The sequence below is a fragment of the Peribacillus sp. NPDC056705 genome (assembly GCF_043656335.1).
Map to the genome: position 1 here is coordinate 335,949 of NZ_JBHTYI010000003.1, position 24,200 is coordinate 360,148.

Annotated in this window: 24 protein-coding genes; 4 read left to right on the forward strand and 20 right to left on the reverse strand. The window is 41.6% G+C overall.

Annotated elements, in window-relative coordinates; all coding sequences use genetic code 11:
- Positions 1–79 precede the first annotated feature (79 nt).
- Positions 80–1,105 carry an acyltransferase family protein gene (locus ACFRAK_RS06335; RefSeq protein ID WP_387599528.1) on the forward strand — a complete coding sequence of 342 codons (1,026 nt, stop codon included), beginning with the start codon at positions 80–82 and terminating at the stop codon, positions 1,103–1,105.
- Positions 1,106–1,307: 202 nt separating this feature from the next.
- Positions 1,308–3,068, forward strand: coding sequence for a B12-binding domain-containing radical SAM protein (locus ACFRAK_RS06340; protein WP_387600261.1), 1,761 nt, complete (start codon positions 1,308–1,310; stop codon positions 3,066–3,068).
- Positions 3,069–3,105: 37 nt separating this feature from the next.
- Here the strand turns inward: ACFRAK_RS06340 and ACFRAK_RS06345 are convergent, their stop codons facing one another.
- A complete protein-coding gene (locus tag ACFRAK_RS06345) occupies positions 3,106–3,252 on the reverse strand; it encodes a hypothetical protein (RefSeq protein ID WP_192203844.1) in 147 nt (48 codons plus the stop codon).
- Positions 3,252–3,410 carry a hypothetical protein gene (locus tag ACFRAK_RS06350; RefSeq protein WP_192208350.1) on the reverse strand — a complete coding sequence of 53 codons (159 nt, stop codon included), beginning with the start codon at positions 3,408–3,410 and terminating at the stop codon, positions 3,252–3,254. Before ACFRAK_RS06350 ends, ACFRAK_RS06345 begins: the two co-directional genes overlap by 1 nt.
- Before the next feature lie 121 nt (positions 3,411–3,531).
- On the opposite strand from ACFRAK_RS06350, the gene ACFRAK_RS06355 reads away from it, so the two are divergent.
- Complete coding sequence (locus ACFRAK_RS06355; protein ID WP_387599523.1) at positions 3,532–3,867, forward strand: DUF3905 domain-containing protein; 336 nt, start codon at positions 3,532–3,534, stop codon at positions 3,865–3,867.
- Between the two features lie 75 nt (positions 3,868–3,942).
- Here ACFRAK_RS06355 and ACFRAK_RS06360 read toward each other — a convergent pair whose 3' ends face one another.
- The 14 genes from ACFRAK_RS06360 to ACFRAK_RS06425 all read right to left on the reverse strand — a co-directional run bounded on the left by ACFRAK_RS06360 (position 3,943) and on the right by ACFRAK_RS06425 (position 18,010).
- Positions 3,943–4,920 carry a quinone oxidoreductase family protein gene (locus tag ACFRAK_RS06360; RefSeq protein ID WP_387705142.1) on the reverse strand — a complete coding sequence of 326 codons (978 nt, stop codon included), beginning with the start codon at positions 4,918–4,920 and terminating at the stop codon, positions 3,943–3,945.
- A 16-nt stretch (positions 4,921–4,936) separates the two neighbouring features.
- A complete protein-coding gene (locus tag ACFRAK_RS06365; RefSeq protein WP_387705144.1) occupies positions 4,937–5,716 on the reverse strand; it encodes an enoyl-CoA hydratase/isomerase family protein in 780 nt (259 codons plus the stop codon).
- A 246-nt stretch (positions 5,717–5,962) separates the two neighbouring features.
- On the reverse strand, positions 5,963–6,739 hold the full coding sequence (locus tag ACFRAK_RS06370) for an SDR family NAD(P)-dependent oxidoreductase (RefSeq protein WP_387599514.1): 777 nt from the start codon (positions 6,737–6,739) through the stop codon (positions 5,963–5,965).
- Between the two features lie 28 nt (positions 6,740–6,767).
- On the reverse strand, positions 6,768–7,526 hold the full coding sequence (locus ACFRAK_RS06375; protein WP_387599511.1) for a 2-phosphosulfolactate phosphatase: 759 nt from the start codon (positions 7,524–7,526) through the stop codon (positions 6,768–6,770).
- Positions 7,527–7,530: 4 nt separating this feature from the next.
- Positions 7,531–8,592: a phosphotransferase family protein gene (locus tag ACFRAK_RS06380; RefSeq protein WP_387599508.1), complete on the reverse strand. Its 1,062-nt coding sequence runs from the start codon at positions 8,590–8,592 to the stop codon at positions 7,531–7,533.
- A 30-nt stretch (positions 8,593–8,622) separates the two neighbouring features.
- Positions 8,623–9,024 carry an acyl-CoA thioesterase gene (locus ACFRAK_RS06385; protein ID WP_387599505.1) on the reverse strand — a complete coding sequence of 134 codons (402 nt, stop codon included), beginning with the start codon at positions 9,022–9,024 and terminating at the stop codon, positions 8,623–8,625.
- 15 nt (positions 9,025–9,039) lie between these two features.
- Positions 9,040–9,819 carry an enoyl-CoA hydratase gene (locus ACFRAK_RS06390; protein ID WP_394571430.1) on the reverse strand — a complete coding sequence of 260 codons (780 nt, stop codon included), beginning with the start codon at positions 9,817–9,819 and terminating at the stop codon, positions 9,040–9,042.
- Entirely contained in the window at positions 9,819–10,703 is an 885-nt protein-coding gene (locus ACFRAK_RS06395) for a 3-hydroxyacyl-CoA dehydrogenase family protein (RefSeq protein ID WP_387599499.1), read from the reverse strand. Before ACFRAK_RS06395 ends, ACFRAK_RS06390 begins: the two co-directional genes overlap by 1 nt.
- Before the next feature lie 43 nt (positions 10,704–10,746).
- The gene (locus ACFRAK_RS06400; RefSeq protein WP_387599496.1) at positions 10,747–11,310 is read right to left on the reverse strand and encodes a TetR/AcrR family transcriptional regulator; all 564 of its coding nucleotides are present in this window, start codon (positions 11,308–11,310) and stop codon (positions 10,747–10,749) included.
- 72 nt (positions 11,311–11,382) lie between these two features.
- Positions 11,383–12,993: a long-chain-fatty-acid--CoA ligase gene (locus ACFRAK_RS06405; protein ID WP_387600258.1), complete on the reverse strand. Its 1,611-nt coding sequence runs from the start codon at positions 12,991–12,993 to the stop codon at positions 11,383–11,385.
- Between the two features lie 37 nt (positions 12,994–13,030).
- On the reverse strand, positions 13,031–13,804 hold the full coding sequence (locus tag ACFRAK_RS06410) for an SDR family oxidoreductase (protein WP_394571431.1): 774 nt from the start codon (positions 13,802–13,804) through the stop codon (positions 13,031–13,033).
- A complete protein-coding gene (locus tag ACFRAK_RS06415; protein WP_192203829.1) occupies positions 13,801–15,030 on the reverse strand; it encodes an acyl-CoA dehydrogenase family protein in 1,230 nt (409 codons plus the stop codon). The genes ACFRAK_RS06410 and ACFRAK_RS06415 overlap by 4 nt, the downstream gene beginning before the upstream one ends.
- A 105-nt stretch (positions 15,031–15,135) precedes the next feature.
- Positions 15,136–16,458, reverse strand: a complete 1,323-nt coding sequence (locus ACFRAK_RS06420; protein WP_394571432.1) for an ATP-binding protein — start codon at positions 16,456–16,458, stop codon at positions 15,136–15,138.
- Positions 16,459–16,657: 199 nt separating this feature from the next.
- On the reverse strand, positions 16,658–18,010 hold the full coding sequence (locus ACFRAK_RS06425) for a TrkH family potassium uptake protein (protein WP_387599487.1): 1,353 nt from the start codon (positions 18,008–18,010) through the stop codon (positions 16,658–16,660).
- A gap of 243 nt (positions 18,011–18,253) precedes the next feature.
- Here ACFRAK_RS06425 and ACFRAK_RS06430 point away from each other — a divergent pair, with 243 nt between their 5' ends.
- On the forward strand, positions 18,254–18,445 hold the full coding sequence (locus ACFRAK_RS06430) for an alpha/beta-type small acid-soluble spore protein (RefSeq protein ID WP_034314196.1): 192 nt from the start codon (positions 18,254–18,256) through the stop codon (positions 18,443–18,445).
- A 56-nt stretch (positions 18,446–18,501) separates the two neighbouring features.
- Here the strand turns inward: ACFRAK_RS06430 and ACFRAK_RS06435 are convergent, their stop codons facing one another.
- The 4 genes from ACFRAK_RS06435 to ACFRAK_RS06450 all read right to left on the reverse strand — a co-directional run bounded on the left by ACFRAK_RS06435 (position 18,502) and on the right by ACFRAK_RS06450 (position 23,564).
- The gene (locus ACFRAK_RS06435; protein WP_394571433.1) at positions 18,502–19,869 is read right to left on the reverse strand and encodes an anti-sigma factor domain-containing protein; all 1,368 of its coding nucleotides are present in this window, start codon (positions 19,867–19,869) and stop codon (positions 18,502–18,504) included.
- On the reverse strand, positions 19,866–20,609 hold the full coding sequence (gene sigI / locus ACFRAK_RS06440) for an RNA polymerase sigma factor SigI (protein WP_260284105.1): 744 nt from the start codon (positions 20,607–20,609) through the stop codon (positions 19,866–19,868). The genes ACFRAK_RS06435 and sigI overlap by 4 nt, the downstream gene beginning before the upstream one ends.
- 354 nt (positions 20,610–20,963) lie before the next feature.
- Positions 20,964–21,746, reverse strand: coding sequence for a TerC family protein (locus ACFRAK_RS06445; protein WP_394571434.1), 783 nt, complete (start codon positions 21,744–21,746; stop codon positions 20,964–20,966).
- A 258-nt stretch (positions 21,747–22,004) separates the two neighbouring features.
- Entirely contained in the window at positions 22,005–23,564 is a 1,560-nt protein-coding gene (locus ACFRAK_RS06450; RefSeq protein ID WP_394571435.1) for an aldehyde dehydrogenase family protein, read from the reverse strand.
- Between the last annotated feature and the right edge of the window lie 636 nt (positions 23,565–24,200).

Here is a 24,200-nt window from a genome sequence, read left to right on the forward strand (position 1 = left end):
ATTTAGTACAAGGTATTTAGGGTATAAGAAATAACAACGCTTTCTAGCTACCTTAAAAATTTATTAAATGGAGGCAACGATGAAACAACGTGATTTTTTCTTCGATAACGCCAAGTTCATTCTCATGGCTTTTGTCGTCTTTGGACATTTGCTGAATACGTATATACATGACAGTGAAACGATATATGCTTTATATAAAACCATTTATTCCTTTCACATGCCTGCCTTTATCCTTGTTTCAGGGTTCTTTGCGAAAGGTTTTTATCAAAAAGGGTATTTAGGTAAAATTACTAAAAAACTGATATTGCCCTATATCATTTTCCAATTGATCTATACCGTTTACTACTATTTCTTATATGAACGTTCTGCCATCACTGTAGACCTGCTTGACCCCCAATGGTCGCTATGGTTCCTGATCAGTTTATTCTGTTGGAACATCATGCTCCTTGGTTTCTCAAAGCTAAAGCCATCAGTAGGCATAGGTTTATCTTTTTTAATCGCATTATTGATTGGATATATTGACAATATCTCCAATTACCTTAGTCTCTCCAGGACATTCGTTTTTTTCCCGATGTTTTTGATCGGGTACCATTTAAGCAAGGAACATTTAAAAAAACTATTCACACCCAAAGTTCGTTTGGCTTCACTTAGTGTCATGTTAGTGATTTTTATCGGTTTTTATTTAAATAGCGATATCAATTATAAATGGCTGCTCGGTTCGAAACCATATGCCGAACTTGAAGATGCGACAATCGTGTCCATGTTTAAACGCCTAGGATTTTATGGATTGAGCATAATTTCAGTGTTCAGCTTCCTTTCGTTCATTCCACGCGGACAATATTTCTTTACGAACTGGGGTAAACAAACCCTTTATGTCTATCTGCTGCATGGTTTCTTCATTCGGTTTTTCCGCGAAAGCACCATCCAGGAATACTTCAGCAATACAGAGAGCTTTATCCTGCTCGCCGGCCTCTCTTTCTTGATTACCGTGTTATTATCTAGTGAAATGATCGCTACCATGGCGCAGCCGATCATCGAATTGAAAGCGACCAAAACAAAACGTTTCATGACTAAAACGAAAGAGTATATTAAACAAGCTTTTTAAATAAAACGGATGAAGCATCTTCTGCTTCATCCGTTTTTTCAAATTCCATTTCATTTCGCTTTCAAGCTGAAAAGATTCCCCTTCAATACCATAACCCATTTTTCAAATGGAGCACGCTATGGTAAAATTACTCGTTAGTGCTTGTTGGCTTAAAAAGACATGTACACGAAAGGAGCCAGGCGTTTCTTTTACGCCCTTTAACATGAATATAATAATCAGTACTCTTAACGCAAAATATATCCATACATCGCTATCCATCCGATATTTAAAAGCTTATGCCCAGCCCGATTACGATGTACAGCTGGCAGAATATACGATAAAAGATCCAATTATGAACATAGTTGGTGATCTTCATTCCAAAAAACCCGATGTCATAGGGTTCAGCTGCTATATTTGGAACATCGAAGAAACAATGAAAGTCGTAGCCATGCTGAAGAAGATCAATCCAGAATTGGTTATCATTCTCGGCGGACCTGAAGTCACCTATGATGTCGGGGAATGGCTTGATCAGATTCCCGGGGCTGATTTCATCGTAATTGGCGAAGGTGAAGTCACTTTCAAGGCTCTTTTATCTGAAATTGAAGGTTCGAATGACTATAAGAAGGTTGGCGGCATTGCGTATCGACAGGATGGAAAAAAAATCATCCAGCCTCAGAACGGCAAGGTTGATTTGAAATCCCTCCCTTCTCCATATCGTTTGGAGGAAGACCGCGGAGACCTATCTAAACGGGTCACCTATATCGAAACTAGCCGAGGGTGCCCGTTCAGCTGCCAATTTTGCCTTTCATCGATTGAAGTGGGTGTCAGGTATTTTGATCGTGAGAAGATTAAAGAAGATATCAGATATCTTATGGCTAATGGTGCCAAGACCATTAAGTTCGTTGACCGAACCTTCAATATTAGCCGAAGCTATGCCATGGAGATGTTTCAATTCTTAATCGATGAACATCTTCCCGGTGTAGTTTTCCAGTTCGAGATCACGGCGGATATCATGCGTCCGGAAGTTATCCAGTTCTTGAATGATAATGCCCCTGCAGGACTGTTCCGCTTTGAAATAGGGGTACAATCGACGAATGATCATACGAATGATTTAGTAATGAGAAGGCAGAACTTCGAAAAACTGACAAGGACCGTAACCATGGTTAAAGAAGGGCAAAAAATTGATCAACATTTAGACCTTATTGCCGGTTTACCAGAAGAAGATTATCACTCTTTCAGAAAGACTTTCAATGATGTTTTCGAGCTCAGACCCGAAGAGATGCAGCTTGGTTTCTTAAAGATGCTTCGTGGAACTGGCTTACGGATACGCGCCGCTGAACACCAATATATATACAGCGAACATGCTCCCTATGAAATTCTAGGAAATAATGTCTTATCCTTTGATGACATTGTCCGAATAAAACAGGTTGAAGATGTCCTTGAAAAATACTGGAACGACCATAGAATGGATCATACCACAGAATATCTTGTCAAAACGGTATTTCAATCACCATTCGACTTCTTTCAAGATTTCGGTACCTATTGGGATGAACAAGGCTGGTCACGAATCGGTCATCAGCTCGAAGACTTGTTCAGACGTTTACAGCAGTTTTTGGCTTCCCGGGAATCTGCTGAACTGAAAAACATTATCGGACTCATGAAATTGGATTATTTCATGAATCAGAAATACAAACCACGTAAACCTTGGTGGGAAGCTTCATTAGATAAAAATGGTCGGAAAGAGATATACGAAGAGATTCTGAATAATCCCGAACAGCTTGGTTCCTCTTTCGCAGCTTTGTCGCTTAATGAAAAAGAAATACACAAACACACATTGCTCGAGGCACTTCCCTTTGATTTGGAAACGTATTTATCTGAGGGAATGATTGTCGAGAAACCTTCGTTCATGCTTGCTTATTTTGATCCGAGTGGTAAGGGATCAACGATATTCCCTCTCTCAAAATCTGGCAGCATCATTTTATAAGAATAAGGACGGACCCAAGAATTGGGTCCGTCCTTATTTACTTATCACTATCACGTTTTTTATTTTCTTTTGCCAAAATTTCATAAATTTTGGTTGCGTTCATATCGCCGCTGAATTCGATTCCAAATTCAGTTCGTACATGTTGTCCCAGCTTTTCCTGGCTGTTCTGTTTTTCTTTATCCATTAACTTCTTCCTTTTCTGCCTTGCTTCGAATTACGGTTGGCACCTTTCATTGTGTTTTCCTCCAATGCGAACTCATTGGAAAATTCATTTTCAGCTTGGTTTCTTTTTGGCGTTTTACTTGCTTTGACAGCACCATCCACATTGGCTTTCCGTTTCATTTTCATCCACCCTTTTCATATAGTTTACATTTTAGAATGGGGTAAAAATGCCTGAAATTATTCAGGGATAATATAGGGACAGACGAGAAAAATAACCGTAAAACGGAAAGGGAGACACTACATGAAAAAGAAATTGGAGTCACCGGTTGTCGACGATACACAACCACACCAAATTAACGCACCAAGCTTTAAGGGAACCGGCATAAAACCACAGGCTCCATTCGTCAATGATTATGGAGTCGTCATCGGCGACAGTAAATATGCATCTGAAAACTCTCCACTCGAAAATTGGAGCGAAAAGACTGACCCGGAAATCATGGCTGGAGACGAATGGATACATCCCACCAATGATATAGGCTGGAATTCAACTGAAAACCGTGAACTGTTAGAGGCTAAAAAAGCGCCGCAGCCACCTTTCATGCATCCCGATAAGGATGTGAGCACTGATACCGATTGAATCGTTCTTGAGGGCTTAAGGAACTAGTGAAATCCAATTAAAATAGAAGGGGTGCATCATATACACCCCTTCTTCTCATTTCACCTGCAAAATCAACTTCCCTTTCGTTTGACGGGCGTTCATTTCCTCATGAACGGCTGCTGCCTTTTCAATTGGGTAGATGCCGCCGATAGTTAGCTTAAGTTCCCCGGACGTGACGTAAGAAAAAAGCTCTTGAATGCTAGGCAACAGCAAATCTGGATGTTTCATGATCTGTGGCAGGAAAAAGCCTACGACGGATTGATTGCGCCTCATCAATTGCTGCGGGTTCATCGTATAAGGCTTACGACTGGCATTACCAAAAACAACAAGACGTCCAAATGGAGCCAAACATTTCAATGTTTTATTGAAAACATCCCCTCCTGCCATTTCCAGCGCCACGTCTACTCCCTTGCCGGACGTGACCTCACGGACTTTCATTTCCCATCCTTCTTTCGTGTAATCGATAAGTTCATCTGCCCCCATCGATTTAGCCAGTTCCAACTTTTCCACTGTGCTGGCGGTGGCAATCACTTTTCCAGCCCCGAAGATTTTGGCTAATTGTACGGCAATCGTTCCCACTCCACCTGCAGCAGCATGGACCAATACCGTTTCCCCCTGTTGCATGCGTCCCATTGTCTTTAGAATATGATAAGCACTCAGACCTTGAAGGGGCAGGGCAACAGCTTCATGGAACTGAATGGAGTCTGGAAGCGGAATGGCCGAGAATTCATCCGAAAGGGCATATTCTGAATATCCACCAGATTCAATTAAACTCACGACCCTTGTACCAGGTTTGATTTTGGTCACCTTTCCACCAACTTCCACCACAACGCCAGCCACTTCCGCACCTGGAATGAACGGAAGCGGCGTAGGTACTACATATTGCCCTTCCCTTCTGGCTGTATCTGCATAATTGACGCCGACACAATCTATTTCAATCAGAACCTCATGCCCAGTTGGCACGGGCCTTTCCATTTCAGTCAATTTCAGTACTTCCGGTCCGCCGTATTCTTCAAAATGAATGGCTCTCATCTTTATCCCTCCCTTATTAATTCCCTGTAAATTCCGGTTTTCTTTTTTCTTTGAATGCTGCAACTCCCTCAAGATGATCTTCTGTAGAGGCCATCAAGGTTTGCGTGATTCTTTCCTGTTCGAGCATTTCATCAAGTGTGGCCGTAAATGAATGGCTAACGAGCTTTTTCATCATCCCATAAGCTTTTGTCGGTCCATTTGCCAGCTTTTCCGCAAGTTTCAATGTTTCCTCTTCAAGTTGATTGAGTGGATATATATAATTAATGACACCTAACTGGTATAAGCGTTCCGCAGAAATTGGCTCGGCAGTAAAGAAGAGCTGCTTTGCAAGGTGGGGCCCTACTATTTTAGGTAAAAAATACGAACCACCTCCATCAGAGATCAGGCCTACCTGTGAAAAACTCATGGCAAATTGACTATCATCGGAAGCCACGATCAAATCACAGGCGAGTGCCAAATTAAATCCGGCCCCTGCCGCAAATCCATGGACGGCAGCGATTACGGGAACCTCAGAAGCATCCAGTGCCAATATGCATTCATTCATCCTGCCAACATGATCATACAATTGACTTGCAGAAGCCTTCCCCATTGACTTAACATCACCTCCCGCAGTGAATGATCTTCCCGCCCCTTTGATGATGACTGCCCTTATATGTGGTGTTTTTTTTACATCCTTTATCGCTTTCGTTAAGCTTGCAATCATATCCGGACTAAATGCATTCAAGCTTTCAGGACGATTCAAAGTCAGGATCATTACATGATCGGTTACCTCTGTCAATAAGTGTTCTTTTAACATTTACCCATCCCCTTTTTTATTGGCTGTTTTCGCATACTTTGTTGCTATTTACCAAGTAATGTGGTGTGGTTGATCTCCCCTCCAGATGCTCGCTTTCCGCGGGGCGGGCGGTGAGCCTCCTCCTCCTCGGCGTAAATGCCTGTGGGGTCTCTGTCCCGCTGCTCCCGCAGGAGTCTCGCACTTCCACTCCAATCAACCTTAAATAGTCTCGTTTCAAAAACAACAATCTTAACGAAAACAGCCTTTTTATTTGATCAACCAGCCGCCGTCAACCAATAAATCCGTCCCAGTCATATAGGAAGCCTCCGGCGAAGCAGCAAAGGTAATGACATTACTTATTTCCTCTGCTTTCCCCACTCTTTCCAGTGCCGTATTCCGTTGAATCGACTTTACGAATTTTTCATTTTGCAATCCATCCTCCGTTAAAGGCGTTTCAATGAATCCCGGTGATACGGAATTGACCCGGATGCCGGCTGCAGCGAGTTCCAATGCCAATGATTTCGTTAAACTGATGACCCCTGCTTTAGCAGAGCTGTAATGCGGGATGAATGCCCCTGCCTGATGCCCTGACAGTGAAGCCACATTCACGATTGCCCGATTGATGGCTTTATTTCCACTGCCCGCTCCTTCTTCCATCACTTTTCCCAAGTACTTGGAAACTAGAAAGACACTTTTCAAATTGACATGTTGAATCATATCCCAATCAGCTGCAGATGTATCCAAAAGCTTCGAGGACTTTGATCCACCTGCATTATTGATTAAAATGTGAAGGTCACGATATTGTTCCTTCACATACATGGCCAAATTCTTTACATCTTCCTCGACGGTAACATCTGCAGGGAAAATGGCGGCTACGGGAATCGTGTGCCGTGCATTGATTTCTGCAGCTGCTTCCTCCAGCTTTCCTTTCGTCCGCCCTACCAACAACACTTTTGCCCCTTCGTCCGACAGACGCATCGCTGTAGCTTTCCCAATACCGGAACCTGCACCTGTCACCACCGCCATTGACTGTGAAAACCTCATGCCCTTCACTCCTTATCCAGGTTTTGAACTACGTTTCCTGCCTTTTCAATTCGGCTTCGATCTTTCCATCCACCAACTCTGGGACAAGCCCCACCGACCCTTGTTGCGCCGCCAATTCCAAATCTGCGATCAAGCTGTGTTTGTTGAACAACTGTCCGACATATGATGATTTCAGGATATCAAAGGCATTTTCGACATTCGTACGATAAAGCGTTTTTGCTGCCTTTGCTGCATCGTTGAGTATGAACGTACCTTGTGATCCAGCAATCAGGCAATCTATCAAATGACCTGCACCGTAAAAGTCTTCCAGACTGAATTCACCTGAGTTTCCCGAACATACGATGATGATCGTTTCTGTTTTATGATGTTTTTTTATTTTTTCAGCAACAGACGGATTATTTAACAAAGATGCGATATAGACTTTTTTTGCAGCGGCTGAATTCCTCAGTGCTACCGTTCCATTAGTCGTTGACAATATTAAAGTTTTTCCAGGTACCAACTTACTCAATAGCGTCGGACTTGGATACATTAAATCATCAACCGGTTTTGCTTTTAGTTCCCCTGCCACTATGGAATCCCCATGGTCCAATTCCTGGCTTTTCACCAAGGCATCCACTGGATTCATGACAGGTATCACCTGGCGTGCCCCATCATGAAGTGCTGAAATAATCGTTGTGGTCGCTAATAACACATCCAGGATGACCGCAACTTTATCCCCCTCTTGGAGTTTTTCCCTATCTATTTCTTCTTTTTTTAGTAGCAAATGAATGTTTTGTATATATTCCATTTATTTAAACTTCCTTCGCAGCTACATTTGCAGCATGAGTGAGTAAGCTTTTTACCGTTTTTTCAAGATTGGAAAAACGGGGATCATTAGTCTGGCCTTTTTTATATCGATAATAGATTTGCTGAAGGATGACAGCTAACTTAAAGTAACCAAAGGTTAAATAAAAATCGACGTTGGAAACATCCCTGCCGCTTCTTGCTGCATACGTCTCGATAAATTCCCTGCGTGTCAGGAAACCCGATAAAGTCGTGATTGACGCTTGACCCACACCGAATTTGATAAGTTCCGGGTCACCGCTTTCCGTCCAGTAGCTTAAAGCCACTCCTAAATCGGCTAGCGGATCACCAACGGTGGACATTTCCCAATCAAATAAACCAACCATCTCTGTAAGGTCCTTGTTAAACATGGCATTATTGATCTTATAGTCATAATGGATAATTGAAGTCTGGCTATATTTTGGGATATTCTCTTGAAAATAATCGATAAGCGGACGAATTTCCTTGATTTCATCTGTCTTTGCTCTCTCATAGCGGGAAATCCATCCGCGCACTTGTCTTTCAATGAACCCTTCAGGTTTGGAAATTTCCACCAATCCCGTTTTCTCATAGGGAATCGAGTGAAGATCAGCAAGCCGGTTGATCATCACATATGAAAGCTGTCTGCACTTTTCAACAGTAGGCTCGATTCCCTTGGGAAATTCAGTATCTATTACAATTCCATGTTTCCTTTCCATTAGGAAAAAAGGGGCCCCCGCAATCGATTCATCATCCGAGAACAGAATAGGCTCGGGAGCTGCCTGAAAATATGGGTTGATTGAAGATAGGATATGATGTTCACGCTTCATATCATGTGCCTTTGGAGCAACAGGACCAAGTGGTGGCCTTCTGAGGACAGCCTCCCACTCACCAATTTTCAGTTGATAGGTCAAATTGGAATAGCCCGTGGAAAATTGTTGCAATTCTAACGGTTCATTTGGAAGGTCCAATACATTTTTCCTTAGGAAACCTTCTAATGCACCAACATTCAGTTCCTCGCCGGGCCGAACAGGGATCGTATCGTCAACCATGTTCTTCCACTCCTTTAGACTTTTGACATTCTATTTATGAACAAGATGTGAAATGAGCTTTTCTTTAATAAATTCAGGAATAGGTTCACTTTTTTGATTCAAAAAATCAAAACAGACTAAAACTGCACTTCCCCTAGCGATCACTTCCCCAGTTTGTGAACAGAGGATATCATGGGCCATTTCACAACTTTTCGTCCCTACTTTTGTCAAAGATGTACGGATGGTCAATAGTTGATTGAAATATCCCTGAGCAATAAAGTCGCATTTAGTGGAGGCTAACAAAAAATTCCAAGATTCGACATTCGCCGCTAGGCCTAAAGCTTCAAAAAATTTCATTCGTGCTTCTTCGAGGTATATGAAATAGCTTGTGTTATTGATGTGGCCCAAAGCATCCGTTTCGGAAAAACGGACGTTGACTTCAAATTCATGCATAAGACCCCTCCTTGATTAACGATGTACGAAAGCTGGTTTACGTTTATCCAAGAAAGCGGAAACCCCTTCTTTAACATCTTCAGTTTGGAAGATTTCTTCAAAAAGATTCGTTTCAATCTCTAGACCTTGTTCAAGCGTTGCCTCACTTCCTTCATCAATCGCTTTCTTGATTCTCGAAAGTGCCTGAAGTGAGTGCCTTGTCAATCGTGAGGCCAAGATTTTCGCTTCCGATAAGCCGCAGCCTTGCTCAACGACTTTATTGACAAGCCCGATCTTTTCCGCTTCTATGGCACCAAGCGGATCACCGGTAAATATAATCTCTTTTGCTTTTGCGTTTCCTACAAGTCTGGACAAACGCTGTGTACCGCCAGCTCCAGGAAATAAGCCCAATTTCACTTCAGGCAGACCAATTTGAACCTGTGTTTCTGCCACTCGCAAATCACAGGCCAGAGCCAGTTCGCATCCGCCTCCCAAAGTCAGGCCATTTAATACAGCTATAGTAGGTTTAGGTAACTGGTCGATTTTGGTTAGGACAGCATGACTTTCCTTTACCATTTCTTTCATGTTCGGGCTCCCCATCATGTTAGGGAATTCTTTTATATCGGCACCAGCCGCAAATGCGATATTGCCTGCACCGGTTATGAGTACCGCAACAGTTTCAGTATCTTTTGAAAGTTCATCGAATGTTTCTCCCAATTCTCTGAATACTTGTTTACTGATTACGTTTAATGGAGGATTATCGATGGTGATGACCGCAAGCCTATTTTCCTTAACCACTCTAATTAATTTTGTCATCAATTCTTCACTCCTTGGTTTGGATAATCATACCAGCCTTTTCCTGTTTTCCTTCCTAAATGTCCTTTATTCACCTTTTCTTCAATACAAGCATTTGGCTTGTCTTCTGGATTTCCAGTTTCATTGTATCGCTGCTGCATGACAAAATATCCTACATCAATACCTGATAGATCCATCAGTTCAAAAGGGCCAATGGGGTGGCCTAAAGCTTTTCTGCAAATTAAATCGATATCCTTATAGTCCACAATCCCTTCTTCATACAAATATAAGGCCTCACGCTGCAAAGCTCCCAAAATTCGGTTGGCTACGAAACCCGATATCTCTTTCCTCAACAAAACTCCTGTCCTATTCATTTTTTCTGTGACTTTCATCGCAAGCCTCGCTGTTTCCTCCGATGTTTGATCACTCATGACAACTTCAACACAATCCATTATTAGAGGCGGGAAAAAGAAATGCATATTAATGAACTTATCCGGACGATTCGTCACACTCGCAATCAGGCTATTAACAATCGTTGAACTATTCGTAGCAAAAATGGTTTCTGCTGGGGCCAATTCTTCAAGTCTAGCAAAGACTTCCCGTTTCACATCAAGTTTTTCAACAACCGCTTCAATGATCAAATCAGCTCCACTGGCCGCTTTCTCAAGATCGGTGGTATATTGAAGACGGTTAAAAGCAGCCAACTTACGATCTTCGGACAATTTTCCTTTTTGAACCCATTTAGTCAAAATGACATCCAATTTTTCTTGGGCTGTATTCAACGCGTCTCCCTGAACATCCTGAAGAATCGTTTCGTAACCTCCAAGTGCAGCCAGCATCGCAATTTGATGCCCCATCTGCCCAGCCCCAATTACGGTTATTGATTGAATTTGCTTGTTGGTCATGCCTTCTATCTCCCTTCTGCTAACTGGTTAGTATGTAACCCGGTCACGCTTCAATTCCCTGCAGAATCATCCCCATAAAAATGGCTGCAACTTCCTGTTCGGTTTTTTCACCTTCTGGGTCGAACCAATGATAGCTCCAATTGGCCACACCCAAAATAGCAAAAGAGATGATGGATGCATCGAGATTGGAACGTAGTTCTCCGTTCTCGATGCCGCTATTCAGCACTTGCTCGATTTTATTACGGAACTCATCCCGCTTAGGAAGGATTTGTGCAAGTTTTTCGTCACTTAGATTTTTCATTTCACGGAAAAAGACCGTTGCGCTGGATTTTTTGGTTTTGATGCTTTTTAATAACATCAATACCATATCGAAAAGCTGATCCTTACAGCTTTTGCCAGGCTCCAACATGATTATTTCCTGCTCACTAAGCAACTCGTCTATATAAGCTAGATGAATATCCATAAGCAACTGCTCTTTGCTCGTAAAGTAATAATAAAACGTTCCCTTCGTAACCCCGACCGACTCGACGATATCGGAAATCGACGTTTCACTAAAGCCCTTCTTTTCAAATAAGCGTATGCTATGTTCTGTCATTTTTTCTTTCATGTTTGCATCCTCGCAATCTGTTAAAATTTCAGTTGAATTGATATCATACGCGTTCGTACTATCAAAGCCCTCTTATTTCCTGGAAAGTTCTTCTCTTAAAGCCCGCCTTAAAATCTTTCCGACATTTGTTTTCGGTAACTCATAACGAAATTCAACGAAATTCGGAACTTTATAAGCCGATAGGCTTGCTCGGCAGTAATCGATGATTTCCCGTTCATTTGCCGTTTTATTATGTTTAAGTACAAGCACAGCTTTTACCGACTCCCCTCGGTAAGCATCTGGAACTCCGATGACAACCGCTTCCTGGACAGCAGGATGTTCATAGAGAACTTCCTCCACATCTCGCGGATAAATATTATAACCACTTGCGATGATCAAATCTTTTTTCCTGTCGACAATATAGAGATACCCGTCTTCATCAACTTTGGCGATATCACCCGTATAAAGCCAACCATCCCGCAGGGTCACCGCCGTTTCCTCCGGCATATTCCAGTAACCTTTCATCACTTGAGGTCCTTTGACGACCAATTCCCCCAATTCGCCAGGGGCCATTTCTTTTGTCCCGTCCCCCAGGTCCATCACTTTATATTCAGTCGATGGGAAACCAATTCCGACGCTCCCAGGCTTCCTTTTTGCAAATGCCGGGTTACAATGAGTTGTTGGCGAAGCTTCCGTAAGACCATAGCCTTCCAATATCTTCGCACCCGATTTTCGTTCGAACTCACGCAGCAGTTCCACAGGCATCGGTGCACTTCCGCTGTTGCAGACCCGAATTGAGCCCATTCCATATTCTTCTGCCTTTGGATGATTCGTCAACGCTACATACATGGTTGGTACACCAGGAAAAGTGGTCGGCTGTTCACGCTTAATCGTTTCCAGCACTTCTTCTATTTCAAATCGTGGCAGCATGATGGAATCACCCGCGATATACACGGATAAATTCATTGCGGACGTCATTCCAAAAACATGAAAAAGCGGGATGACCGACAGCGTTCTTTCAGAACCCATTTTTAATTCATGCTTGAAGAATTCATACGATTGAATGACATTGGCCAGAATATTTCTGTGAGTCAGCATCGCCCCTTTTGAACGGCCGGTCGTTCCTCCTGTATACTGAAGAACGGCTATATCATTTTCCGGATCGATTGATACGTGATTGATATTACCGTCCCCTGTCTTCATGAATTGGTCAAAAGAAGCATCAGGCTGGAAATCTGCATCCGAAGACTGAAGGCTTACGGCGATGATATTTTTCAGATTGGCGTGTTGCTGCACACTTTTCACCTTCGGGTATAATCCATCCAATACAACGATCGTTTCCGCACCGGAGTCCTGTAAAATATGCTGCAGCTCCCTTTCAACCAGCATTGGGTTGATTTGGGTGATAATGGCTCCTGTTGCCAACGATCCATAGTAAGCTATAACGTATTGCGGACAGTTAGGCAGCATGATGGCGACACGATCGCCTTTTTGAACACCTTTTTTTTGCAGGGCCGAAGCAAAGGCTTGCGATGCATGAAAAAGCTCCTGATAGGTTATCTTTCTGTCATAAAAAGTAATAGCTGTATTGTTTGGATAGGACTGACATGCATTTTGAAGGATCCTTTGCATCGGAAATTCAGGGACTTTTATTTCCTTTGAAATTGAATCAGGATAAACGGAAAGCCATTTTTTTTCATTCATCATTTCATACCCTCCAGCCATATTTACTTATCTTTCATTACTTTGCATGTGAACCCCCATCGACAATCAAGATATTTCCCGTCACAAAATCAGATGCCTTTGAGGCCAGGAAAACCGCTGCCCCTTTCAAATCATCATCACTCCCTAATCTTTTTAGCGGCGTGGAATCCAAGATAGGATTCTTTCCTTGCTCAAGAACACCTTTCGTCATTTTTGTCGGAAAGAAACCGGGTGCGATTGCATTAACATTGATATTATGCTGACCCCATTTAACAGCTAAATCCTTCGTTAAAGTAATGACCGCCCCTTTACTCGTATTATATCCGACCGTATCGAGCACCCTCGGGTCGGTTCCCCCTAATCCGGCAACGGAAGCGATATTTATGATTTTCCCATGTCCCTGTTCAATCATGACCCTGCCTGTTGTCTGGCTCATGATAAAGGTTCCGGTTACATTGACATTCATCACCTTCTGCCATGCTTCAAGGGGCATGTCGACGGCTGGTGCCCCCCAGGATGCCCCGCTATTGTTTACTAAAATGTCAATGGCGCCAAATTCACGGTGCGTTTCGTTAACAACTTCCTGTACATCTGACGGATTGGTGATATCACACTTCAGGGAAAGCGTCTTGACTCCAAGCTTTTCGATTTGTGAAGCAACTTCGTCGCATGCCTCCTTCTTCCGCGAACAAAGAACGACATTTGCCCCGGCTTCGGCAAAGCCGGTCGCTATTTGTGCTCCCAATCCTCTTCCTCCACCGGTTATGATCGCCGTCTTTCCAGTTAAATCGAATAAGTCGGGAACTTTCATATTTTCACCTCATGCTTTTGTTGGTATTTTCGAAGTTCTATCTTGGCAACTTGTGAGCGGTGAACTTCATCGGGACCATCAGCAAGCCTTAAAGTCCGTGCATTTGCCCAATGTGCAGCAAAAGGGAAATCATCGGAAATTCCAGCAGCTCCAAATCCTTGGATGGCCCTGTCAAGCACATTCAAGGCCATATTTGGTGCCACCACTTTTATCATGGCAATCTCTGCCTTCGCTTCCTTGTTCCCGACAGTATCCATCATATAAGCAGCTTTTAAGGTCAGAAGTCTTGCTTGTTCGATTTCAATTCGTGAATCAGCAACCCACTCCATGATCACACCTTGTCTCGCCAATGTTTTACCAAAAGCGACACGTTTTTGAATGCGCTTACATAATTCTTCAAGAGCTCTTTCAGCAGCGCCGATCAACCTCATGCAATGATGTATCCTTCCAGGTCCGAGTCTTCCTTGGGCAATCGCAAATCCTTTGCCTTCACCCCATAGAATATTCGTTGCCGGGACCCTCACATTTTCAAAAGTGATTTCGGCATGGCCATGCGGGGCATGATCATAACCGAACACAGGGAGCATTCTCTCGATTTTGACACCCGGTGTATCCAGCGGTACAAGAATCATTGACTGTTGTTCATGCTTGGACGCCTCAGGATCCGTCTTACCCATGACGATGGCGATCTTGCATCGGGGATCGCCTGCTCCTGAAGACCACCATTTTCGGCCGTTTATGACATACTCATTACCCGTCTTTTCTATCCTGCATTCGATATTGGTCGCATCGGAGGACGCCACTTCCGGTTCTGTCATCGAGAAGCATGAGCGGATTTCCCCAGCAAGCAAGGGCTTCAGCCAGCGTTCTTTATGTTCATCTGAACCGTATCTCACCAACACTTCCATATTACCAGTGTCCGGTGCATTACAGTTGAAGATTTCAGGGCCTATCGTCGACCTACCCATGATTTCACAGAGAGGGGCATATTCTAGATTTGTTAAACCCGCGCCATAACCGCTATCAGGTAAAAATAAATTCCATAATCCTGCTTCTTTTGCTTTTGTAGTCAATTCAGATAATATCGGGGGTATTTCACTCCAGCGGCTCTCCTGCGCTGCCAGCTGCTTCTTGTATATTGATTCATTTGGATAGACGTGCTTTTCCATGAATTCCGTTAACTTCTTTTCCAGATCTTTCACCTTTTGAGTATGTTCAAAGTTCAAATTGAATTCCTCCTTTTAAACTAACTAACCGGTTAGTATGTTATTACTCTTAAAGTATATACATAATATTCAGATTTTTTCAACGATTAAATCTTTATTTTCTTGTCATTCGCGGCTATGCATCCAGACCTTTTCGTTCTCACTATTTTCCCTTTGTTGGACGGTTGGAAAGATACAAACGATTTTCGTACCTTTTTTCAGTTCACTTGTGATGAAAACTTTTCCGCCGTGCTTTTCGATGATTCTAAAACAAACGGAAAGACCCAATCCCGTTCCTGATGTTTTTGTAGTGAAAAATGGTTCTACTACTTTTTGAAGGGAGTTTTCCGGGATCCCCTCCCCTTCATCCAAAATGCTCAAAAAAACTTCCCCATTTTTTTCATTTATGCCTACAAAAATATTGCCGCCATTCTGCATCGATTCTATGGAATTTTTTATCATGTTTATTAATACTTGCTTGATTTGGTTTTCATCAAAGTTCATAAAAATAGGTTCTGAATCATAATTTTTATGAATTTGAATATTGTTCAGTACGGCATTTGTCTGCAACAGCGTTACGACATGGTTGCAGCTTTCCTTTAAATCCTTCTCAAGAAAAACCGCCTCAGCAGGTTTCGATAGCAGCAAGAGTTCGTTCAGCACTTGCTCGATTCGATTTATTTCCGAAAAAATAATATCATAGTATTCCTGCTTTTCGGAACCGCCATCTTTAATCAACTTTACGAATCCCATTATCGCCGTCATCGGATTCCTGACCTCATGTGCAATCCCTGCCGCAAGTTGGGCTGCCGTTGATAATTTGCTTGATGTGATTGCCAGGTGTTCGTTTAGGCTCACAAGCTTTTCCTCCGCATGTTTACGTTCATTGATCTCCGATAATATGCCCGCCGTCCCGATGAATTTCCCATCGTCATCGTAAATTAGTTTAACGAATGCTTCAACCCAACTTGTTCCCTTTTTCGCATTCAGCTTAATGTCCGCACGAAAATATTTGTCACCTCGATGAAAGGAGCCTTCAAAGGTCTTTAATAGGTCTTGATAAGAAGCGTTATCCATATGTTTGGAAAAGTGAAGCCCCAGGGATTCATTCACGGTTGCACCACTCATCGATTTCCATGCCGGGTTTAAATACAACCATTTCCCTTTCTCATCCGTTAGGAAAACTACTTCATTGAAGCTATTGATCAATTCTTTAGAGTAATTGGAGATAATGCGGTAACGCCCTTCGCTATCCTGCAACAAAGCAATCGTTTTCCGGTTATGATCGAAGATGGCACCCAAACACCAGGCAATGGTTAAAATTACGATTACATATATTCCTGAAAAGGCGGAAAACCCTCGTTCTTCATGCCCAAGCCACCCTATATAGGGTAATATCAATATGAAGAAAAGGGCAGGGACAAAGAACCTTCCAGTATATTTCTTCACTTCTTCCACCTCCTCACCAAAATGATTTATACTTCATCCGAATGAATTCAAAGTAAGGGGGCAAATTAAGCATATTTTGTATGTTTAAATGGTTGAAAACTCTCACTTATAGGTAAATTTCAACATTTTGTCCATGATTCCTGCAAACAAAACAAAAAACCTTTCCTCGATGGAAAGGTCACTGTTCTACTTTATTCATTTACCCAATGATGACGCGTTCTTTAGGGTAATGGAAATTTTCCGTAACTTCTTTATGGCCTATGATATACAGGAGGGACGTTATCCCGACACGGCCAATGAACATAATGATCATAATGACAATTTTACCGATATTGCTGAGTTCAGGTGTAATTCCCATCGAAAGACCGACTGAACCGAAAGCCGAACATACTTCAAAAATGATTTGCATCAAAGTAAAATTTTCAGTAATCGATAAAATGAAGACCGCGATTATGCAAAGGAGCGATCCCATAATCATAACTGCTGTCGCCTTTCGAATATCATCGGGATGAATCTCCCGCTTGAACACTTTAATGGAACGCCTTCCCCTCATGAAATTCCATAAAAATAGAATCATGATGGCCAGAGTCGTTGTCCGTATACCTCCCCCCACTGAACTTGGGGATGCTCCAATGAACATCAAAATGCTCAGCAATAAAAGGGTCGGTTCCGAGAAATCGCCCACATTCATCGTTGCAAGGCCACCACTTCTCGTATTCGATGACATAAATAGAGAATAAAAAAAAGATTCATGCCAGCTCTTACCTTTAAAAAACCCGTTCATTTCCAGCAAGTGAATCAGGATCGTTCCCCCAATGATAAGGGAAAAGAAAGTGACTGATGTCAGCTTCGTGAACAAAGAAAAATGAAACTTATAAGTACGGGCTTTATTGGATAAAAACTCTTTCAACTCAATCAAGACAGGAAACCCGATAGCTCCAAGTGTAAGCAGGATGATCGTGATGAACTGTACAAAATAATCGTCTTTAAATGGAATCATTGAAATACCGGTGATATCAAAACCTGCATTCGTGGTGGCACTTATGGCTAAAAACAAGCCATTTAAAAAGGCTTCTTGCCAGCTTGGAAAATAATTCAGAAAGTAAATGCCTAAAACTAGAGCGCCAATCATTTCAATTACGACAAATATCTGAATGATTTGAATCAATAATTTAACAAGCCCCGAAAGATTCGATTGGTTTTGATCTGTCATGATCAATTGTCTTTCCTTCAAACCGATTTTCTTACCTAAAATCAACCAGAAAAACGTTCCAAGTGTCATAATGCCAATACCGCCAAATTGGAGAACAAACATTAGAATGAAATAGCCTACCTCATTATACACTTCAGGTAAACTTACAACTGTTAGACCGGTCACACTAACTGCACTTACGGCTGTGAATAATGCATCCATGAATTTAAATTCCACGCCTGGCTTAAGAGCAACAGGCAGACTCAACAGTATTGTCGAGATACTTACAGCCAAAAAGTAATAACCGACGATGAGCTGAGCGGGTGTTAACTTTGATAATATTTTTTTGATAGCAAACATAAAGAGTTTCCTTTCTTACTCCTTTATAGTTATGCGAATCACATAACCATTAAAAATCTAGTTTACCCTTTTTTCATCCTTTTTTCATTCTTTTTTCCATTCTCTTTTAAAACTGACTTACTTACAACAAAAAGGTAGGTTTACCAATAAGTTTGGCGCGGCTCATATAAGTAAAACTCCACATTCTACTTATACTATCATTACAGCGGCAAAAGCCGTTGAAAAAGTAAAGGGGAGATTCAAATGGCTAACAGCAGTAACAACCTTCTTGTTCCTGGAATCGAACAAGCATTAGAACAAATCAAATATGAAATTGCATCTGAATTCGGTGTACAATTAGGTTCCGATACTTCAGCACGTGCCAATGGTTCAGTTGGCGGAGAAATCACGAAACGTCTGGTACAACAAGCACAATCTCAACTTAAAGGTCAATAATTTTTATTACAATTAAATATCCATGGCTAAGAGTCCAGCTGCATGCTGGACTCTTTTTATTCATTATGTCCATTTCCGTTTCCATTATTGCCTTTACCCCATTTCGACTTATCCCAATCATTCTTATCTTGTTTATTTTGCTGCTTATCATGGTGGTTATATTGCTTATCTTGCTTATCTTGCTTATCCTGCTTGCCCTGGTTATCCTGCTTGCCCTGATTATTCTGCTTGCCCTGATTATTCTGCTTGCCCTGGTTATTCTGCTTGCCCTGATTATTCTGCTTGCCCTGATTATTCTGCTTGCCCTGATTATCATGCCTGTCGTGCCTTTTTTGATCGTTATTATTCTTTTCTTTGGCTGATGGAACTTTTTTTACATCGAACTTTTTATTACCCTTATCATTTTTCTGCTTGTTCTTTGATTGGTTGCTGTGATCCTTATCCGATTTTCCTTTTGACTTGTTGCTTTTTTCCTTGTATCCGTTTATGGCATTCCGTTTTCCAATTGTATCTACCTGTTCGGTTTGTTCCTTAATTTTGGTAAATTGCGTTCCCGGTCCTTTCCTTTCAGTCGGTTTGGCTTCATTGGCTGGCTTTTGCTTTATTTCAATTGCATCATTCTCTTTTTTCTTTTCCCCAACCGATTTGTTTTCTGTACTCAGCGTTACGCCCTTCTCTTTCGGAATAACAACTTTTCCCTCTACTTTTTTATCTGGTGCTGGAGCAGACTCCCTCTTATTGACTTTTACCTTCCCTTTATCTTCATTCAACTTCTTTTCGAGATATCTACCCGTGGATATGCCTTGCTCCCTTGCTTGCTCCCGATCGCTTTTTGTTGCCTGGATCACTTTCATTCTTGTATCAGAAACATTATCCTGCTCAGATATTTCTTTTATCTCTTCTTTTAAATGCTTATCCAGTACTTTATTTTTTTCCAATAACGTTGTGGAAACGACTATTTGTTTATTTCCTTTCATATATCCAAGTTGCTTCGTCGTTTCAACGATTCGATTTGTAACAGTCTTTATATTCTTGCCTTTCCAGTCCTTCAGATGATCAATCACAAGCTTGCCGTCTTCATTTAAACCGGTAAGTTGGAGAACTTCTAAATCATCGTCAAGCTCCAATTCAATGCTTGGATTCACATCTATCGTCATATATGCCGACACGTGACCGGAAAAATAAGAAGGAAGAATCGAAAAGAGTATCAAGAAGGTAGAGGCAATGCTTAGCACGGCCGTTTTTTTGAAAGATGAATGAAAATTTGAAAAAGCTAAAGTGAACTTTTGGTTAGCAGGTGAAAAAGTGATTTCCTCGCCCACTTCATAAACCCGTTCCTGCCTTTTGGTTTTCAGAAATTCACCCTCGGGGGTCAATAGGGTTACATATCGCTTATTAACTGAAAGAATAACTCCTTTTTTCATCCATCGATAGCCCCTTTTATATAATCATTCAAATACAAAAAATCTCCGTTTATTATGATTGCCACAGCAATGATGTATTTTCTGTTCCGTTCAATCGTTTTTCTGCTTACTTCCACTTTTCCCTCAAGCTGTTTTACGGGCAGCCGCTTTTTTGCAAACAGGGTTTCTTTCAGTTCGGCATCTTCCATTAACAATTTAGCGATCATGATAGCTCCCTTCCTTGCATCTGCATGTTTGGGAGAGTTTTCAACTAAATCCTCAAATGACAGACCAAAATCCTGTAGATGGCTAATATAAAGCTGAATTTCTTCTTTTCTTCTTTCCGATTCCTTCTGCTTCTCGTACTCATTGATGGAATTTTCATTATCGATATATATATGGCTTCGATCATTATCATCATTCAGAGATAAATCCAATAGTACTTCTTTTTGTTTGGATTGGCTTCTTAAATAATCTATAACCCTTCGTTTAACGAGGGTTTCGGCAAATGCCAATAAAGAACGGCCTTTTTCCGGGGAATATTTATCGATTGCCTCGTTAAAAGCAATCATACCAATACTGAATTCATCATCCGATTCGTATATGTACCGTTTGCAAACCGACGAGACGGTTTTCGCAATAAAAGGTTTGAATGACTCTATAGTATCATTTCGAAGGCTAATATCGCCTTGTTGAATTTTCAATACGGTTTCTTCTAAAGAACGCTTTTTTTTGAATGCTGTAAACAACAATCCAAGCATTTGCTCACCTCGCTCCTGTTGAACATAAAATACGCATCAACATACTTATCTTAAGCGGAGGGAGTCTAAAAGACAGTACCAAAAGAACTATTTTTGCGATTTAAATGAAATCACACAATATATCAACATGATAAAATACTTAGTTTTTTCTCGTTTATTACAGTGCAATTACAGTAAAATAACTTTTTTCAGATTTTTGTCCAATGCAATGGGACAATTGTCATTTTTATAATCGGAATTTAATATTCACATCTTTTAACATATCATACGTAAACATACCTGCGCTTTTGAGGGTCATCTCCATAAATACATTAAAAAGCAAAAAAATAGGCGTGATTAACACGCCTGTTTTTTTTAAGCTCCCTGTATTTTTTTCTCTTCCTTTTCTTTTTTTTCTTTTTTACTTGAGATGATCCATGCACCTGCTGCAATTCCAATCAATACAGTCCAGAAAATCGATTTCCAAAGAGTTGATTCAGGGAAATGATGATCGATGACAGCCAGTGAAGGGTGTGCGAGTGTGTGTACCGCCAATTTCACTCCAACCCAACCCACAATCAAAAATGCCGCCATTTCAAGTGAAGGACGCTGATGAAGCAACTTCACGAATGCAGTTGCTGCAAATCGCATGATGACCAATCCGATCAAACCTCCGAGAAACATGACAGCGAATTGCCCTCCGTCAATACCGCCGACTTTCATCCAGCCTGTTGCAGGAAGTGTAACAGCCAGTGCGACGGCAGCCAACATGGAATCGATTGCGAAAGCTATATCTGCCGCTTCAACCTTTACCACGGTCATCCAGAAGCCCGATTGCTTTTTGGGTTTCGTGATTTCCTTCTCACCTTTACGAGTGTATTTTTTATAAATGTTCTGAAAAGCAATGAAAAGTAAATAAATCGCACCGATTGCTTGAACCTGCCACACATCGACAAGAAAGGAAATTAGGAATAAACTTGCAAAGCGGAAAACAAAAGCTCCCATCAGACCATAAAACAAGGCTTTTCGCTGTTGTTCTTTTGGCAAATGCTTAACCATGACAGCCATGACGACTGCATTATCCGCAGCAAGTATCCCTTCCAATCCAACCAAGATAAGAAGGACCCAGCCATATTCCAATAATATTGATGCTTCCATCCATTCAACCTCCAATAGTTAGTATTTCCTTCCTATTGGCATTGGCAAAATAAAAAGACCTCTGCCATATAGGCAAAGGTCTTGCTGAACATGAAAACATGTCAACAAAGCCGATGGATGTTCAACATCCACGTAATGACGACTTTGTTTTAGGGCGAACCCTAACGCTACTCCCCTTTGAAAGGAAAATCAGTTATTAAGTATATTAATAGTATACGCGCGAGTTATGAAAATAACAATCTTTTTTATAAATGGATCTCATTTTCGATTCCCTTTTGATAATTTAATCAATCGCAAATATTCTTTGCCGAAACGAATCCAGTTAGGTTTGGCAGAAAAGTAGTTCTTAAACAGCGATAAAAAACTCGTGTATTTCCCTTCATATGGATACCATTGTATTTCTGTATTGTTTTTACCTTTATCGATCATGATCGCTTTTTCATGGCAGAAAATCTTCAATCCATGCTCGCCATGATAGCGGCCAACCCCACTTTGTTTGGCACCGCCAAATGGTAAATGATGATTAGCAACCGTTATCAGCACATCATTGATCGTCACCGCCCCGGTTACTAACCGTGTCGCAATCCTGCTTGCTTTTTCCCTATCCATCGTCCAAACGCTCGAATTGAGTCCATATTCACTTTCATTTGCCAGGGAGATCGCTTCTTCCTCCGTATCGAAAGGTATAACAGGCAACACAGGACCGAACGTTTCTTCTTTCATGATTTTCATGGAATGATCGACATTGGACAGAATTGTCGGCGGAATGAAATGGGTCTGTCCCATTTCCCACTCTTTCGGAGGTGTACCTGTTTCAAGAACGGCCCCCTTATTCAGTGCATCCTCCAGGTGTCCAGCCACAATATCAACTTGTGCCGGGAAAGTCATTGAACCGATATCATCGTTCAATTGCACTCCCTGCCTCATGGACTTCGTTTTTTCTTTAAGAAGCATGAGGAACTCCTTATAAACAGGACGTTCCACATAAACCCTTTCAACACTCATGCACACCTGCCCACTATTTGTAAAAGCTCCCCATAAAGCCCCGTTCACAGCCCGCTCCAAGTTAGCATCACGCAGAACGATCATCGGATCCTTACCGCCAAGCTCCAGAGTCGTAGGGATCAGGTGTCTTGCCGCGACCTCACCAATCATTTTTCCAGTCTTTACAGATCCAGTGAAAAATATATAATCTGGTTTTTGCTCAGTTAATGCCGAACCCAATTCTTTCCCTCCATGGGCAAACTGTATAGTCCCTTCTGGGAAACCAGCTTCAAGAAACAGATTTTCGATGCACACACCAACTAAAGGGGTTACCTCTGATGGCTTGGCGATGACTGTATTTCCCGCTGCTAAAGCATTAAGAATGGGTACCATGGAAAGCTGCAGCGGATAATTCCATGGGGAAATGACGAGAACCGTTCCACGGGGCATATAATGAATATAAGATTTTTTACCAATTAACATGAGTGGAGTGGTGACCTTCTGTCCGGAAAGGGTCTTCACTGCATGTTTCTCGATATGCTTGATTGCATCAATCGTTGGCATGATGTCAGCAACCAACGCTTCAATTTTCACTTTTCCCGTATCTTTTGAAACGACTTCAGCTATTTCATCCATTTTTTCAACCATCAATAAACGAAGCCGTTTTAAATAGTGCAGCCGTTCCTTGATGGGAAGGTTCGACCATGATTGGAACGCATGTCTTGATTTCTTATATATATGAGGAATCGACTTCAATGGCGTTGGGACGATTTCCGCAATCTTCTCACCTGTTGCCGGAGAAAACACTTCCAACTTGTCATGTATTTCTTCCATAACTACTCCCCTTGCTTTACTTTATTTTTATTGGTACTCCATATCTTTTATCCTTTGAATAAAGATCAACCCAGGAGTAACACCTTCCATGAAATGCAGCAATACTTCTCGGCTGAAGTGCTGTCCGTCAAAACTCCCTTTCTAAGTGAAAGTAAAATAGCGCTTCAATTCCACTCCTTGATTTCCCAGGATGGTTTGATAAGAGCGCCTGACTACTTTTCTAAAAACAGTTCATAAACTTCACTAAACCTACGAGGTTTTTCCTGAACCCTCTTATATAATGCCAGAGACGCAGCAGCCTGTATAATATAATCGATTGGAACCAAGTTAACAACCGTAACCCTCTCTCCATAAAACCCCTGTTTGTTTCCCTGCAATGTAACCGGGGCTAATATAAGTATACCTCTTAAGATGGTTTATTCCTTTAACAAATTCGTTTACAGTGTCCGCGACATCACATCACGTTATGCAACTGATTTGGTGAAACCCATGAACTACAGCCAGTCATCAATAACCTTGAATAGTAATCTCTATAGCACCGATGAAATGGAATATATAGTAAAAAGTTTCCGATTTTAAAAGGAGTATTCACGTTTGCCATCGAAGGTAATATATAGGAATCCAAATTCGGCCTTA

Coding starts and splice junctions, on each gene's coding strand:
- ACFRAK_RS06335 (WP_387599528.1), top strand. CDS start 80: ATGAAACAACGTGATTTTTTCTTCGATAACGCCAAGTTCATTCTCATG.
- ACFRAK_RS06340 (WP_387600261.1), top strand. CDS start 1,308: ATGAATATAATAATCAGTACTCTTAACGCAAAATATATCCATACATCG.
- ACFRAK_RS06345 (WP_192203844.1), bottom strand. CDS start 3,252: ATGGATAAAGAAAAACAGAACAGCCAGGAAAAGCTGGGACAACATGTA.
- ACFRAK_RS06350 (WP_192208350.1), bottom strand. CDS start 3,410: ATGAAACGGAAAGCCAATGTGGATGGTGCTGTCAAAGCAAGTAAAACG.
- ACFRAK_RS06355 (WP_387599523.1), top strand. CDS start 3,532: ATGAAAAAGAAATTGGAGTCACCGGTTGTCGACGATACACAACCACAC.
- ACFRAK_RS06360 (WP_387705142.1), bottom strand. CDS start 4,920: ATGAGAGCCATTCATTTTGAAGAATACGGCGGACCGGAAGTACTGAAA.
- ACFRAK_RS06365 (WP_387705144.1), bottom strand. CDS start 5,716: ATGTTAAAAGAACACTTATTGACAGAGGTAACCGATCATGTAATGATC.
- ACFRAK_RS06370 (WP_387599514.1), bottom strand. CDS start 6,739: ATGAGGTTTTCACAGTCAATGGCGGTGGTGACAGGTGCAGGTTCCGGT.
- ACFRAK_RS06375 (WP_387599511.1), bottom strand. CDS start 7,526: ATGGAATATATACAAAACATTCATTTGCTACTAAAAAAAGAAGAAATA.
- ACFRAK_RS06380 (WP_387599508.1), bottom strand. CDS start 8,592: ATGGTTGACGATACGATCCCTGTTCGGCCCGGCGAGGAACTGAATGTT.
- ACFRAK_RS06385 (WP_387599505.1), bottom strand. CDS start 9,024: ATGCATGAATTTGAAGTCAACGTCCGTTTTTCCGAAACGGATGCTTTG.
- ACFRAK_RS06390 (WP_394571430.1), bottom strand. CDS start 9,819: ATGACAAAATTAATTAGAGTGGTTAAGGAAAATAGGCTTGCGGTCATC.
- ACFRAK_RS06395 (WP_387599499.1), bottom strand. CDS start 10,703: ATGACCAACAAGCAAATTCAATCAATAACCGTAATTGGGGCTGGGCAG.
- ACFRAK_RS06400 (WP_387599496.1), bottom strand. CDS start 11,310: ATGAAAGAAAAAATGACAGAACATAGCATACGCTTATTTGAAAAGAAG.
- ACFRAK_RS06405 (WP_387600258.1), bottom strand. CDS start 12,993: ATGAATGAAAAAAAATGGCTTTCCGTTTATCCTGATTCAATTTCAAAG.
- ACFRAK_RS06410 (WP_394571431.1), bottom strand. CDS start 13,804: ATGAAAGTTCCCGACTTATTCGATTTAACTGGAAAGACGGCGATCATA.
- ACFRAK_RS06425 (WP_387599487.1), bottom strand. CDS start 18,010: ATGTTTGCTATCAAAAAAATATTATCAAAGTTAACACCCGCTCAGCTC.
- ACFRAK_RS06430 (WP_034314196.1), top strand. CDS start 18,254: ATGGCTAACAGCAGTAACAACCTTCTTGTTCCTGGAATCGAACAAGCA.
- ACFRAK_RS06435 (WP_394571433.1), bottom strand. CDS start 19,869: ATGAAAAAAGGAGTTATTCTTTCAGTTAATAAGCGATATGTAACCCTA.
- sigI (WP_260284105.1), bottom strand. CDS start 20,609: ATGCTTGGATTGTTGTTTACAGCATTCAAAAAAAAGCGTTCTTTAGAA.
- ACFRAK_RS06445 (WP_394571434.1), bottom strand. CDS start 21,746: ATGGAAGCATCAATATTATTGGAATATGGCTGGGTCCTTCTTATCTTG.
- ACFRAK_RS06450 (WP_394571435.1), bottom strand. CDS start 23,564: ATGGAAGAAATACATGACAAGTTGGAAGTGTTTTCTCCGGCAACAGGT.